Origin of the sequence: Streptomyces sp. NPDC091292, assembly GCF_044757265.1 — a bacterium.
Lineage (GTDB): Bacteria > Actinomycetota > Actinomycetes > Streptomycetales > Streptomycetaceae > Streptomyces.
Window position 1 is genome coordinate 1,055,271 of sequence record NZ_JBIVUQ010000001.1, and the last position, 13,782, is coordinate 1,069,052.

At 71.2% G+C, this 13,782-nt stretch carries 13 protein-coding genes; 6 read left to right on the forward strand and 7 right to left on the reverse strand.

Translation table 11 applies throughout. The features are described 5' to 3' along the window. Positions 1-90: 90 nt before the first annotated feature. A complete protein-coding gene (locus ACIQNU_RS05280; RefSeq protein WP_401361075.1) occupies positions 91-399 on the forward strand; it encodes a hypothetical protein in 309 nt (102 codons plus the stop codon). Between the two features lie 19 nt (positions 400-418). Here the strand turns inward: ACIQNU_RS05280 and ACIQNU_RS05285 are convergent, their stop codons facing one another. Both ACIQNU_RS05285 and ACIQNU_RS05290 read right to left on the reverse strand, forming a co-directional pair. Beyond that, the gene (locus ACIQNU_RS05285) at positions 419-1,219 is read right to left on the reverse strand and encodes a hypothetical protein (RefSeq protein ID WP_401361077.1); all 801 of its coding nucleotides are present in this window, start codon (positions 1,217-1,219) and stop codon (positions 419-421) included. Then, entirely contained in the window at positions 1,216-2,613 is a 1,398-nt protein-coding gene (locus ACIQNU_RS05290; RefSeq protein ID WP_401361079.1) for a putative T7SS-secreted protein, read from the reverse strand. The genes ACIQNU_RS05285 and ACIQNU_RS05290 overlap by 4 nt, the downstream gene beginning before the upstream one ends. A gap of 87 nt (positions 2,614-2,700) precedes the next feature. Here ACIQNU_RS05290 and ACIQNU_RS05295 point away from each other — a divergent pair, with 87 nt between their 5' ends. Then, a complete protein-coding gene (locus tag ACIQNU_RS05295; RefSeq protein WP_401361081.1) occupies positions 2,701-3,300 on the forward strand; it encodes a hypothetical protein in 600 nt (199 codons plus the stop codon). A 16-nt stretch (positions 3,301-3,316) separates the two neighbouring features. On the opposite strand, the gene ACIQNU_RS05300 is transcribed toward ACIQNU_RS05295, so the two are convergent. Then, positions 3,317-4,906 (reverse strand): aromatic amino acid ammonia-lyase, encoded by a 1,590-nt coding sequence (locus ACIQNU_RS05300; protein WP_401361083.1) that lies wholly within the window; start codon positions 4,904-4,906, stop codon positions 3,317-3,319. A 171-nt stretch (positions 4,907-5,077) separates the two neighbouring features. Continuing rightward, positions 5,078-6,022 (reverse strand): ABC transporter substrate-binding protein, encoded by a 945-nt coding sequence (locus tag ACIQNU_RS05305; protein WP_401361085.1) that lies wholly within the window; start codon positions 6,020-6,022, stop codon positions 5,078-5,080. A 344-nt stretch (positions 6,023-6,366) separates the two neighbouring features. Here ACIQNU_RS05305 and ACIQNU_RS05310 point away from each other — a divergent pair, with 344 nt between their 5' ends. Genes ACIQNU_RS05310 through ACIQNU_RS05325 form a run of 4 tightly spaced genes read left to right on the forward strand, consistent with a single transcriptional unit; the run spans position 6,367 to position 10,864 of the window. After that, on the forward strand, positions 6,367-9,357 hold the full coding sequence (locus ACIQNU_RS05310) for an ATP-binding protein (protein ID WP_401361087.1): 2,991 nt from the start codon (positions 6,367-6,369) through the stop codon (positions 9,355-9,357). A 2-nt stretch (positions 9,358-9,359) separates the two neighbouring features. Then, the gene (locus tag ACIQNU_RS05315) at positions 9,360-9,833 is read left to right on the forward strand and encodes a roadblock/LC7 domain-containing protein (RefSeq protein WP_401362462.1); all 474 of its coding nucleotides are present in this window, start codon (positions 9,360-9,362) and stop codon (positions 9,831-9,833) included. 40 nt (positions 9,834-9,873) lie between these two features. Beyond that, positions 9,874-10,302: a DUF742 domain-containing protein gene (locus ACIQNU_RS05320; protein ID WP_401361089.1), complete on the forward strand. Its 429-nt coding sequence runs from the start codon at positions 9,874-9,876 to the stop codon at positions 10,300-10,302. Beyond that, entirely contained in the window at positions 10,253-10,864 is a 612-nt protein-coding gene (locus ACIQNU_RS05325; RefSeq protein ID WP_401361091.1) for a GTP-binding protein, read from the forward strand. The genes ACIQNU_RS05320 and ACIQNU_RS05325 overlap by 50 nt, the downstream gene beginning before the upstream one ends. A gap of 114 nt (positions 10,865-10,978) precedes the next feature. Here ACIQNU_RS05325 and ACIQNU_RS05330 read toward each other — a convergent pair whose 3' ends face one another. From ACIQNU_RS05330 to ACIQNU_RS05340, 3 genes are read right to left on the reverse strand one after another with little or no spacing between them, the layout of a single operon-like run. Beyond that, a complete protein-coding gene (locus tag ACIQNU_RS05330) occupies positions 10,979-11,650 on the reverse strand; it encodes an ABC transporter permease (RefSeq protein ID WP_401361093.1) in 672 nt (223 codons plus the stop codon). Next, positions 11,647-12,417 carry an ABC transporter permease gene (locus tag ACIQNU_RS05335; protein WP_401361095.1) on the reverse strand — a complete coding sequence of 257 codons (771 nt, stop codon included), beginning with the start codon at positions 12,415-12,417 and terminating at the stop codon, positions 11,647-11,649. The genes ACIQNU_RS05330 and ACIQNU_RS05335 overlap by 4 nt, the downstream gene beginning before the upstream one ends. Continuing rightward, complete coding sequence (locus ACIQNU_RS05340; RefSeq protein WP_401361097.1) at positions 12,414-13,562, reverse strand: ABC transporter ATP-binding protein; 1,149 nt, start codon at positions 13,560-13,562, stop codon at positions 12,414-12,416. Before ACIQNU_RS05340 ends, ACIQNU_RS05335 begins: the two co-directional genes overlap by 4 nt. Positions 13,563-13,782: the final 220 nt, after the last annotated feature.

The window sequence follows — 13,782 nt, forward strand, 5'->3', positions numbered from 1 at the left end:
GCGTGAAACCATCCAGGGGGCGTGGAGCGTCGGTCCGGGTGAGCTGCCGGTGACGGTGGACGGTGCGAAGTGGGGGGAGTGGGGGAGCGGATGTCCTTCTTGAGGTTCGCGGGTGACGAGGTGAAGGAGATGGCCGGGACGCTGGAGAGCAGCGGCGGCCGGATGAAGTCCGCGTCCAAGGAGATGAAGCACGCCGACGCGAAGCAGATCGGGCACCGCGGCCTGGAGTCCGCGTGCGACGACTTCGCGGACTCCTGGGACTACGGCTTCGGTCAGCTCTCCGAACTCACCAAGGGCGTATCGAAGTTCGCGGGCAAGGCGGCCGAGGAGTTCGTGAAGCTGGATCAGCAGTTGTACGACGAGTTGAAGAAGGCGGGCGAGGGCGGGGGCCGGAAGTAGCCCCCGCCGCACGGGAGCCTCAGCTCTCGTCGTCCGGTACGTCGAAGGTGAACGTCCGCCCGATGTGCGCGAGCCGCCCGCAGTACGAGTCGAGCAGGAAGACCGAGGGCGTCGAGAGGGTCACGTACACGCAGTAGTCGCGGGGTGCGGGGACGATCAGTTGGAGCGACGCCATGGGGACGGTCGGGCGTACGGGCTCGCCGCTGCCGGTACGCGAACCCGTACCGGTCTCCGTGTCCGTGCCGGTCACGTCCGCGATGCCCGTCCCGGCCGCGAACGCCGCCGGCAGCGTCAGCATCCGCAGCGACGCCGACATGATGCCGGGCCCGGCCGGCAGTTTGGCCGCGAGCAGCATGTCCTGCCGTCCCTGCACGCCCTTGCCCAGGTCGAAGTCCAGATCCTGGAGTCGGGTCTCGCCCGCGAAGAACTTCCGTTCCTTGGCGCGGTAGATGCCCTCGGCGGCGAGCAGCCGGTCCCGGTGGTCGCTGAGCCGGGTGGTCACTGCCAGCAGGCCCATGGAGAGCCGTTCGTCGGCGACACCGTCGGGCCCGACAACGGACTCGGTGCCCAGACACATCGCCGTCAGGACGACGTTCTCCGTGCCGCCCGCCGCGAGACCGGGCAGACTCGCCCGCATCTGGTCGGAAGCGGAGTCGAGTTGGGCCTCGTCCGCGTCCGGCAGCAGCTTCGCCAGTGCCTCGCGCCAGCCTTCCGACGCGGTGGGGTCGGGCAGCCGTACGAACTCGTCCGGGACCTGGTACCGGAAGGCGTACGCGACCTCGCGCGCCGCCGCCGACCCGATCGGGTCGCCGCCCGTCACGCGACGGTTCCGTACTGGGACTGCTGGAGGCCCTGGGTGAAGCTGGCGCCCGCCGATGTCAGGGTGGTGGGGGCGTCGAAGTCCGGGCCGAGCGGGCCGGGTGCCATGACCTTGGGGTCGTTGTCCGGGGCGTCGTACTGCGTGAAGCCGGCGATGGGGCCGACGATCGGGATGTCGGAGATGTTCCAGTCGCCGTCCAGCCACCTGCCGTCGTTCGTGTTGGAGCCGATGGCGAAGCCCGCGCCGGTGACCGTGCCGACGATGTCGAGCATCTTGCCGGTGGCGACATGCATCCAGCCCTGACCCGACATGGCGAATCCGCGCAGGGTGTTGGCCATGCCGCTGGGGATCTTCAGGATGTTGCCCCACGCCCCCGGACCGATCTTGCCGAGCGTCGCGAGGAACCCCTCGGACGCGCGGAGCGCCCGCCCGGACTGCACCAGGAGCCGTCCGGCCTGGGCCAGTTTGACGCCCGCGAGACCGACACCGCCGGCGACGACACCGAGCGCGTCCCAGGCGAGCGTCTGCCAGGTCACGCCCTCGGCGCCGCCGATCATCGCGGCGCTGTGCGCGGCCAGCGCGCCCACGCCCACGATGAGCCCGATCAGACCGAGCGCGCCCACACCCGTGCCCAGCGCGAGGGCGACGAGACAGATCACGCCGATGACCATGGCGATGTCGGCGAGGAGGTCCCCGACGAGCTTCCAGAAGTTGGGGTCCGAGAGCACGTTCCACGCGTCGGACAGGAAGTCCGTGATGCCGTCGACCAGATCGTCGAACCAGCCGGGTTCGGGCGGTGCGTCGTCCGCCGCGTCCCTGATCTGCCGGGCCGCCGTGTCCGCCGCGCCCGTGTACTCGGCGTGCAGGGTGTGCGCCCGGCCGCGTACGGCCTCCAGCTCGCCGTTGGCCGACTCGACGGCCTTCTCCTTGCCCTTCTTGTCCTTCTCGTGTTCTTCCTTGTCCTGGTCGGACATGCCGGCGGTGTCCTGCGGCAGCCCGTCGAGGCCGCCCTGCGCGGTGCTCACCTTCCGGGCCGCCGCGGCGGCCTCCTCCTCCAGCGTGCGGGCCCGGGACTGGAACCCGTCCAGGCTGGTCTCCCACGCCGACAGCGCCCGGTGCGCGGAGTCCACCGAGTCCAGCGCCTTCTTGAGATACGGCGGGATCTTGGCGACGGAGTCCGCGAAGGTGTCGGCGGACTTGCCCACCCAGATGCCGTCCGACGTACCGATCTTGCTCAACTGCGTCTGGGCGCCGCCGCTTTCACGGCTGACCCGGCCGACCGCGGCGACCATCAGCCGTACGGTCTCCAGATCGCCCGGCGCCGGATCGAACCCCAGATGCGGATACTCCGTCGAACCCACCGTCACATCCCCCTTCTCGCCCTCGCCGTCCACAGGTCCGTTCCCGGCCGACCCCACCCGTCAGCCGTCCGGATAATAGGAAGCCGTTGATGTGGCGGGTGGTTCCCCGAGGAGGCGGAGATGTTCCTGCGGTCCCAGCTCGACGCGCTGCTGCGGGACGGGGCGCGGGGCGCCGAGCGGCACGACGCCCGCAATCTCCAGCGCTCCTGGCGGAAGTTCGCGGCCTTCGCGTACGTCGCCGAGCAGTACGGATACGTGTACGAGGGGCTGTCGCCGGTCTCACCGAAGGGCAGCCCCAACCCGTACTTCGCGTTCCGCCGGGCCCCGGACGCGGTGGAGCGGGCCGCCGCCACCGCCGCACGGCATCCGGCGGCGCTCCAGGGCGGTCCGCTGCCGGGGATGCGGCCGGGCGGGGGCCGGCTGCGTCCGCTGCCCGAGGCCCGGCGCGATGTCGAGCTGCTGCACGCCCGTATCCAGGTCGACTACCACCGCACGCACCGCAGGCGTGGACTGGCCGCCCTGGTGGTCCTCCCGTTCGTCATGCTCATCCCGCTGTCCCAGACGGGTTTCACCGCGACCGCGCTGCTGGTCTGCGGCGCCGTCTGGCTGTTCTTCGCGGCCCTGTGGACCCTGGGCCTGGCACTCGCCCGCCGCCGCCTCACCAGATACGGACGCGTCCTCACGGCGGCGGGCATCACCTGGCCGCCGAACTCCCACTGAAAACCGGGCGCGGGTGTCAGCCGGGCAGCGTCGACAGGTCCGCGAGGAGGGCCGTGGCCCGGGTGACGTCGTCCGTCAAGGGGCGGTCGGTCATGTCCGGGTCGAGGGCGGCGGACGCCAGGGCGTAGGCGCGGCCCGCCGGGGTCGCGGGTGAGGGCGTCGTGCCGTGCTGGCGCAGGGCCCTTACCGCCGTGACCAGTTCGCAGGCGAGCACCAGGCGGTACGCGTCGGCCGCGCGCAGCGCCTTGCGGGCCGCCTGCGTGGCGAAACTGGCCGCCTCCTCGACGCCGTGCGACAGGACCACATGGCCGAGTGCGGCAGGGGTGGCGCACGCGTGGATCTCGGCGACCGCCGCCGCCGCGCCGTACTCCAGGATCATCATCCCCGAACTCGCCGACGCCTCGTCGGCCAAGTAGGAGCGCAGACCGGTGAGTTCGGGGCGGCCGAGGCCCGCGAGCCGGGCCGTGGACAGCCGGGCCGTGCCGAGCACCGCCAGACAGAGCTGGTCGAGCGCGAGGGTCAGCGGGGTCGCGAAGAAGCCGCCGTGATGGTGGGCGACCGGGGTGGATCCGGTGTCGTCCCAGCCGATCAGAGGGTTCTCGGACGCCGAGTTGAGGTCGATCGACAGCACCCGCTCCAGCGTCGCGTGCGCCTCCATCGCCGGGCCGTGACTCTGCGGGAAACAGCGGAACCCGAAGGGATCCTGCACCCGGGCCGACGGCGGCAGCGGTCCGTCCGGAACGCCGAGGAGGTGGCGTACGCGGGTCGCGGCGCCCAGTGTCGCCGGGTGCGGGCGGGCCCGGTGCACCTCCGCCGCGTACGCCTCAAGCGAGCCGCCCGTCGCGAGCAGCGAGAGGGCCGTCACGGTGTGGGACGCGCGCAGCAGGACGCCCAGGTCGTGACAGGCGAGCGCGGACTGGCCGAGGGTGAGGGCGTTACTGCTCAACAGGGCCAGGGCCTCGCCGGGCTGGAGCGTGAGCGTCAGCGGCGCGGGCGCGACCACGGCACTGTCCCCGGCACCCTCGGGACCCCCGTCCCGGTACCACTCCCGGTGCCCGATCAGCGTGAGCCCGGTCTGCGCGAGCGCCGTCAGATCGCCTGTCCCCACCGCCCCGTACTCGTTGATCTCGGGCCGCACCCCCGCCCGCAGCGCACCGGCCAGCGTCACCGCGTACTCGGGGCGCAACCCCGAACCCGCCGCGAGCAGTTGGTTGACCCGTACCGCCATCATCGCCCGTATGTCGCGCGACGGCAGCGGGGCGCCGATGCCGCCCGCGTGGCTCAGCAGCAGCCGCAGGTCGTGCCCGGCGCCGTCACCTTCCCCGCCGTCCCGGACGTCCATGCCCCGGTGCGCGCCGACTCCGGTGCTGCGCCCGTACACCCGGGCGCCCTCGGCGGCCATGCGCCGGGCGGCCCGCCAGGTGTGCTCCATCGCGTCGAGCGCCGCCGGGGCGATCTCCGGTACGGGGCCGCCGTCGGCGATCCGGGCGACCGTGGCGACGTCGAGCCCCCGGCCGTCGAGCCGTGCGCCGGTGGTCGGATGCGTGGTGGGTGGATGCGCGGCGGGGGGACCGGCCGTGGGTGGACCGGCTGTGGGCGTCAGCATGGATGGCCGCTCCTCGACTGTGCTCGGCGGGTGTCGACCCGGGGGGCGCCGGCCCGCGGGATGCCGACCCGGCGGACGGCGACAGGGAAAGCCGCCCGCCCCGGCCTGCGAATCCGACCGGGGCGAACGGCACGTACCGTCAGGGCCTTTCGCCCTGCTTCAGACGGTCCGTCAGACGAGTCCCTGCTCGGACAGCCATGCCTTGGCCACGTCCAGGGGGTCCTTGCTCTCGTCCTGCACCTCGCTGTTGAGCTTGAGCAGCGTCGCCGTGTCGAGCTTCGCCGACACCGCGTTCAGCGCGGCAACGCCGGTCTCCGGAAGGTCGCTTTTGTACACGAGTGGGGTGACATTCTCGAACCCGAAGAGATTCTTCGGATCCTGGAGGACGATGAATTTGTTCTTGCCGATAGCCGGGTCCGTCGTGAAAACATCTGCGGCCTGGATGTGGTTGCCCTTGAGGGCCGCCACGGTCAGCGGACCACCCGCGTCAAGGGCCTTGAAAGATTTGAATTCGACGTTGTATAGGTCCTTGAGGCCCGGCAGGCCGTGCTTCCTGGTCTGGAATTCCGGCGATCCGCCGATGACCATCTCGGGCGCTACGTCGACAAGGTCCGCGATGGTCGACTTGTCCGTGAGTTTGTACTTTTCGGCGGTTGCCGAGTTCACGGCCACCGCGTCACGGTCCTGCGCCTCGGACGGTTCGAGCAGGGCGAGTTTCGGGTCCAGTTTGGCCTCGATGGCCTTGCCCGTGCCCTCGACGGTCGTCGGGTGCGCCTTGGGGTCGAGGTAGGCCATCAACGCACCGTTGTACTCGGGAAGAACGGTCAGGGTGCCGTTCTTGATCAGACCGTACGTGGTCTCCCGACTGCCGATGTTCGGCTTGTAAGTGACCTTGATCCCCTTGGCCTTGAGCGCCTCACCGTAGATGTCGGCGAGCAAAATGCTCTCGGGGAAGTTGTTCGAACCGACGACGACCGTACCGCCCTTGGCGGCCTGGTCGCTCTTCAGCGGGTCGTCGGAGCTGGAGGTGTCGTCGGAGGAACCGCAACCCGTCAGTGCGGCGGCAAGCAGAACCAGCAAGGGGGCGGCGGTCGTTCTGGCAGTTCTGGTGGTCATCCTGCTTCTCATGCTGTCTCATCCAGACTCGGTCTAGGCAGACGGCGCCGGGATCCGGCGTAGCGTCGATCCAAGCGAGCCGAGTTACGCACCGTCAAGACACGAATAGATCACTGATGGACACCGGCCGACTTCACTCAGTGCGCTACGTGACTAAGATGCGAGCGACCAGGGGTAACGAGTTGTCGGTTTTTGGTTGACTCATGGCCGTGGTGTTCCGGCACTCGCTAGTGTGGGCACCCCGAAGGCCCCGCTCCGCTTGACCAGCCTGACCCGCTGTCACGGCCGAGAATCCACCCGGCACGGGCGGCGGGCTGCCATGGGAATGAAGCCAAGGAGGTTTGGTGCCCGCGCACAGGAAAGCCGCCCGGAGACAGCCGTCCGCGGCTCCCCGAATACGCCGGACGGCAGCCCTCCTTCTCGACCGTTGGCCTTTCCGCAGGAAACTCAACGTCCTTGTCGTCGTCCCGCTGGCGATTGTGTCGGCGATGCTCGCCTGGGTCGTGTACGGGCAGGTGGAGCAGGCCAGGACCGAGGCCGACACCGCCCAACTCGTCCGCGACAGCGCCCAGGTGGCGAAGCTCATCGACGCCGTCGAGACCGAGCACCGGCAGGCGCTCCTGGTCTCCCTGCGCTACGAGGCCGCCGCTCCCGGAGCCAGCCCGCCCGACACCTCCTCGTACCTCCAGGCCCAGCAGAAGACCAACGGGCAGGTCGAGGCGGTCCGCGCGGCCTTCGGTTCCCGGCTGCCCGCCATCGAGGCACAGGCGCTCAAGGAGCTGGAGGGCCTGGACAGCCTGCGCCAGACCATCGAGAAGGGGCCGATCCCCGCCGACAACATCGACCCGGCGTACAGCTCCGTACTCGACGAACTCATCAACGGCCTCGGGCTCGGCTCGTCCGGCAGCGAGTCCTCGTCGTCCGCGGGCAATCTGCTCGACGCCCTGCTGCGCGCCGACACCGCCCACGCCTCCTTCGAGACCAGCGTCTTCTCGGCCAGGACCCGCGACCCGAACGCGCTCATCGAGTTCACCGGCGCCGTCGGCGACTACGAGCAGTACACCTACCAGGCGGAACGGTTCACCCGCTTCGCGACGCAGGCGCAGGGCGCCGAACTCGCCGGGATGGAGCGCAGCCCGTACCAGGGCGTCATCGCCCAGCACTACGCGGCGCTCCAGGTCGACCCCAGCGGACTGGTCGCGGAGAACACCGGACAGATCCGGGCCGCGCTCGACGAGGCCCTGCGCGCCGACCCGACCTATGAACGCCAGGCGCAGAACCGGCTGAAGATCACCCAGTCGCTGATCGACCAGATCGCCGCCGAGACGCAGGCGCAGTCCAACGACGCCTGGTGGCGCGCCGTCTGGCTGATCGCGGGCGCCCTCGTCGCCTTCGTCGCCTGGTTCCTGTTCTCGGTGCTGATCCGCCGCTCCGTGGTGCGGACCGTGACGGTGCTGACCGGCGCGGCCCAGCACGTGGCCGCCGCGGCGGAACAGGAGCTGGCCCGCGTCGCGGACGACGACTCCGAGGACGCGGGACCGCCGCGCCTGGAGGCCGTACCGGTACCGGTACGCGACGAGATCGGCGAACTCGCCGAAGCCTTCAACCAGGTGCAGGTCACGGCCACCGCGCTGCTGGAACGCCAGGTTGTCAGCCGGCGCAACATCGCCGAGATGTTCGGCAACGTCGGCCGCCGCGTCAGCAACCTGACGGCACGTCAACTCGCCCTGATCGACTCCGTGGAGCGCGGCGAGACCGACCCGGACGTCCTGGACCGGCTCTACCGCATCGACCACATCGCGGTACGCCTCCAGCGCAACGCCGACAGCCTGATGCTGCTCGCCGGCATCCGCGAGGCCGGACTCGGCACCGGACCGATGCGGCTCAGCAACATCGTGCGGGCGGCGCTCGGCCAGATCGAGGCGTACCAGCGGGTCACCCCGCACGCCGAGGGCGATGTCACGGTCGCGCCCGACATCGTCGGCGACCTCACCCTGATGCTCGCCGAACTGCTGGAGAACGCCGTGACGTTCTCGCCCGCCTCCAGCCGTGTCGAGGTCGTCCTGCGGCCCCGCCGCGACCCGGCGACCGGCGACGGCGCCCTGATCGAGATCATCGACCACGGGCTCGGTATGAACGCCGAGCGGATGGACGAGGAGAACGCCCGGCTGGTCCGCCGCGAACGGCTCGACCTGGTGCCCACCGAGGTACTGGGCCTGTTCGTGGTCGGCGGTCTGTCCCGGCGCTGGGGCATCGAGGTCGTCCTGTCCCGCACCCCCGGCGGCGGTGTCACCGCCACCGTCGGCATCCCCGCCTCGCACCTGCTGCTCGCCGACCCCTCCGGATCCGCGTCCCGGGCCCCGCACATGCTGCCGCCCGCCCGGCGCGGTGCCTCCATGTCGCCCCGACCGGCGATGGTCGAGCCGCCCCGCGACCCGGCCCCCGGCCGTTCGGCACTTCCCCGCCGGATCCCCGCAGATTCGGGCCGGGGCACCGGCGGCCACGGACGCCCGTCGGAACCGGCGGGCGGCATCGGCGTGGGCGGCGGGATCGGCCGGGAGGACGCCTTGACGCATCACCCGGGCGGTCAGCACCCGGGTGGACAGCGCTCAGGTGGTCAGCACCCGGGTGGTCCGGGCGCGCCAGGGCAGGGCCGCGCGGGCGGCGGACCCGGCATGCCGCCGGGCCGTGGCGCCGGTGGTCCCGCGATGCCACCCGGTCGTGGCGCCGGTGCTCCCACCGTGCCGCCGCGCGGACCGGGCGCCGGACCCGGCGGCATGGCGCCGCCGCCCGCCAGGAGCGGCCCGCCGCCCGGCACGCAGACCCCGTACCCGCCGCGCCCCGGAACATCCCGCCCCGGCGGCCCCGGCCAGGCCCAGCCCCGGATCGGCGGCGGACTCCCGCTCCGTAACGCGGGCCCCGGCCTGCCCCCGGCTCGCGGCGGCGGCCCCGGCCTGCCACCGCCCCGGGGCGGTACGGGCGCACCCCCGCCGCCCCTGACCGACGACGGCAACGCCCCGCCCCGCCCCGGCGAGCCACCGCGCCCGCTGCGGCGTCGGGTGCGCGGCGCGACCCTGAAGGCCACCACCGCCTCCAGCGTGCTGTCCAAGCGGCCCACCACCCAACGGCCCCCGAGCCAGCGGCTGGCGGCGTGGCAGCCCAGCGACGCGGAGGCGGCCCGTACCGAGATCGACGAGTTCGAGGCAGCCGTGCAGCGGGCGAACCGCGAGAGCGGCGCGGGCGCGGGCCGACCGTCCCCAGAACCCCCCGGCGCGCCGAACGCGCACCCGTTTGACGACAACAGACCCTCATTCCCGGAAGGCATGAGCCAGTGACCATGTGGACAGGTGGGCCGGAGTCCGGAGCCGCGGAACCGGTGACGGACATGAGAGCCGCCGCTGCCGACTTCAATTGGCTGCTCAGTCGATTCGCCACCGAGACGGCCGGTGTCGTCGACGCCATCGGCGTCTCGTCGGACGGTCTGCTGATCGCGGTCTCCCAACTCCGCGCCCAGGCCGACTCCGAACGGCTCGCCGCGATCGTGTCGGGCATCACCAGCCTCGCCATGGGCGCGTCGGGCAACTACGGCCTCGGCGGCCTCAACAAGGTCATCATCGACCTGGAGGGCGGCCACCTCCTGGTGTCGGCACTCGGCGCGGGAGCCGTTCTCGGCGTCATCGCGTCCAAGGAGGCGAAGCTCGGCAACATCGCCTACGAGATGACGCTGTTCGCCAACCGCGCCGGCACCGCGCTCAGCCCACAGCTCGTCCTGGAGTTGAAGAACACCGTGGGTATCGGGTCGACCGGTTGACCATGTGTGAGGGCCCGTGAGGTGAAGAGGGAGGACCGCGATGACGGCCGGTGACACGCCAGCCGCCGACGGCAACTGGGGCGTCGAACCCGCCGCCTCGGTCGTCCGTCCGTTCCTGCTGACCGCCGGGCGGATCGCCGGGGGCGACGGTCTGGTCCCGCCGATCCCGATCGAGACGCAGGTGGTGGCGACCAAGCTCGGCCTGTCCGCGCTGGACGCCTTCGTCTTCGATCAGCACCGTGACATCGTCGCGGTCTGCCGCCAGCCCCAGTCGCTGGCGGAGATCGCGGCGAAGCTGCGCATGCACCTGAATGTGATCCGCGTCCTCGCCGAAGACCTGCGCGCCGACGGACAACTGGCCCTGTACGCACCGCAGGCCACATCCGCGCGGGACGTCACCGTATTGCGAAGGGTTATCGATGGTCTCCGAGCTATCCCCGACTCCCGGGGAGCCATCCGTGAAGGCTGACACGGACAGAACCCGGCCGCCGCTGCCGGTGAAGATGGTGATCGCCGGCGGCTTCGGCGTGGGCAAGACGACCACCGTGGGCGCGATCTCCGAGATCGAGCCGCTGACCACCGAGGCGTCCATCACCTCCGTGGCCGCCGGTATCGACGACCTCTCGCACACCCCCGAGAAGACCACCACCACGGTGGCCATGGACTTCGGCTGCGTCACGCTCGACCCGACGCTGAAGCTCTATCTGTTCGGGACGCCCGGTCAGGAACGCTTCGGGTTCATGTGGGACCAGCTGGTCGAGGGCGCACTCGGCGGGCTCGTCATCGTGGACACCCGCCGGCTGGACGACTGCTACGCGGCCGTCGACTACTTCGAGCACCGCGAGATCCCGTTCGCCGTCGCGGTCAACGCCTTCGACGGCACCGTCGAACACGACCTGGACGACGTGCGGTGGGCCCTGGACGTCGGCGACCATGTGCCGCTGACCGTGTTCGACGCCCGCGAGCGGGGCTCCGTACGGGACGCGCTGCTCGTCGTACTCGAACACGCCCTGGCCGCCGCGGAGCAGTGACGCACGGCACGGACGGGCCGGTCGTACGAGAGGGCCGGGTACGCGGCATCACCACCGCGTACCCGGCCCTCACGCCGTCAGAAGCCCGCTCACGCCGTCACAGGCTCCGGCTGCTCACGCCGTCCGGCGCCGCACCCCCGGAGACACCCACACCCGGCTCACCGCCCAGAACACGGCGAGTACGAGGAGCGCCAGGACCGCCGTCAGGGTCGCGCCGCCGATCACCTTCTCGTAGTTCCGCTGGTACAGGCCGTCCACGATGTACCGGCCGACCCCGCCCAGGCTCACGTACGCCGCGATGGTCGCCGTCGACACGATCTGGATCGCCGCCGACCTGAGGCCGCTGAGGATCAGCGGCAGCGCGACCGGGAGTTCGACCTGGAGCAGGATCTTCGCCGGGTGCATGCCCATGCCCTGGGCCGCGTCGACCGGCGCCGGATCCACGCCCCGCACCGCCTCGTACGTGGTGACGAGGATCGGCGGGACGGCGAGCACGACCAGCGGGATCATCACCGGCAGCACGCTCAGCCCGAGCCATACGAACATCAGCACCAGGAGACCGAACGTCGGCAGGGCGCGGCCCGCCGCCGCCACCAGGGCGAGCGTGTTGCCGCCGCGCCCGGTGTGCCCGGTGATCAGACCGATGGGCAGGCCGATGGCCGCGGCGATGGCGAGTGCGGCGGCCGAGTACTGCACGTGCTCCCACACGCGCTGCGGAATGCCGTCGTAGCCCTGCCAGTGGGCCCCGTCGGAGAAGAACGCCTGGATGTAGTGGAGAACGTTCACGAAACACGCTCCGGTGCGCGGGAGGAAGGCGTGGTCGCCCGGGGCGAGTCCGCCTCGGCGCCGGCCTTGGAGGCGGCCTTCGAGTGGCGCGCCTGAGCCCGGCGGGCGCCGGAGCCGGTCCCGCCGGACGCGGGCGGCTGCCAGGGCGTCAGGAAGTGCCTCAGCAGGACGAGCAGGGCGTCCACGATCACCGCGAGGACCGCCGTCGTGACGACGGAGGTCACCGCGAGCTGGGGACGGTCGTAGAGCATCGCGGTGCTGAGCAGATTGCCGAGCGCGCCCTGGTTGCCGATCAGGGCGCCGACGCTGACCAGGCTGATGCTGGAGGCGGCGGCGACGCGCAGTCCGGCGATGATCGGCGGTACGGCGATGGGGAGTTGGACCGTGAGGTAGCGGCGTACGGGTCCGATGCCCATCGCGGCGGCTGCCTGGTTCGTCTCCTCGGGCACGGACCGCACACCGTCGACCACGGCCGGGACGAGGACCACCAGACTGTAGAAGCCCAGCGGGATCATCACGGTGATCTGGCTCAGCCCCGTGTAGTCGATGAGGACCACGAAGAAGGCGAGCGACGGGATCGCGTACAGCACGGTCGTGATCCACAGCACCGGTGGATAGAGCCACTTGAAGCGGAAGACGAGCGCGCCGATCGGCAGCGCGGCGGCGAATCCGGCGAGCACCGGGATCAAAGCCTCCTGCAAGTGCCAGGAGACCAGGCCCAGGTAGCTGTGCTGGAGGTCGCTGGGAATGTCGAAGAACCCGTTCACCGGCCTGCCTTCGCCCGCGGAGCATCCTCGGGGACCGCCGCCGCTGCCTCCGCTTCAGGCCGCCCGCGCGCGGCGCGGACCGCCGCCGAGACCGCGTCCTGTCCGGCGGTGCCGAGGACCCGTCCGGCCCGGTCGACGGCGACTGCCTGCCCGGTGGGCGAGAGCACGGCCCGGTCCAGCGCGACCCGCAGCGAGTCCTGGCCCACCTCGAAGGTCTGCCCGTACGCGATGAGTGCCTGTGCGTCGCCGCGCCACACCGCCGGGTCCGCCCAGCCGAGCGGCCTGCCGTCGGCGTCCGTCACGAGGACGGGCCCTGGGCCCGAACGCTCCGCGATCTCCTGCCAGTTGGCGCCGGCCGGGAACACCCGGCTCCGGTCGAGTGCCAGGCCGTCCGTGGACAGGAACGACAGGCCGCGGATGCCCCGGTCGGCGCCGAGGAACTCGGCCACGAACGCGTCGGCGGGCGCGGCGAGCAGTTCGTCCGGCGGCGCGTACTGCGCGAGCCTGCCGCCCGTGCGCAGCACCGCAATCCGGTCGCCGATCGTGATGGCCTCGTCGATGTCGTGCGTGACGAAGACGATGGCCTTGCCGAGTTCGCTCTGGATCCGCAGCAACTCGTCCTGGAGACCCTTCCGTACGACCGGGTCGACCGCCGAGAACGGCTCGTCCATCAGCAGCACCGGCGGATCGGCGGCGAGTGCCCTGGCGACACCGACGCGTTGCTGCTGGCCGCCGGAGAGCTGGTACGGGTAGCGGGCGGCCATTGACGGGTCGAGGCCGACGCGTTCCATGAGTTCCGCCGCGCGGGCCCGGGACCGCTGCCGGCTCCAGCCGAGCAGCCGGGGCACCGTGCCGATGTTGTCCAGGACGGTGCGGTGCTGGAAGAGCCCGGCGTTCTGGATGACGTAACCCATGGAACGGCGGAGGGTGTTGACGGGTCGGCGGGTGATGTCCTCGCCGTTGAAGCGGATGGTGCCGGAGGTCGGCTCGACCATGCGGTTGATCATGCGCAGGGTGGTCGTCTTGCCGCAGCCGGAGGGGCCGACGAGCACCGTGATCGAGTGGTCCGGAATATCGAGTGACAGGCGATCGACAGCCACCGTGCCGTCCGCGTACCGCTTGCTGGCATCCTCGATGACTATCAAGCGTCGAACCCCTTCGGGATAGCTCCGGGATGGCCCTGGGATTGGCCCTGGGAATGGTCCTGTTCGAACAGATCGCGATCAGATCCCGATCAATCGCGATCACCCGTGAGGGGGTGCAGTCTAGGACGCCCGCGTCCGCCGCACCCAAGGACCCCTGAATTCGGTCGATCGAGTGGTCGGCCGCAGGGCTGGTCCGTTCCCTCGGTCTGCCCCGCAGACG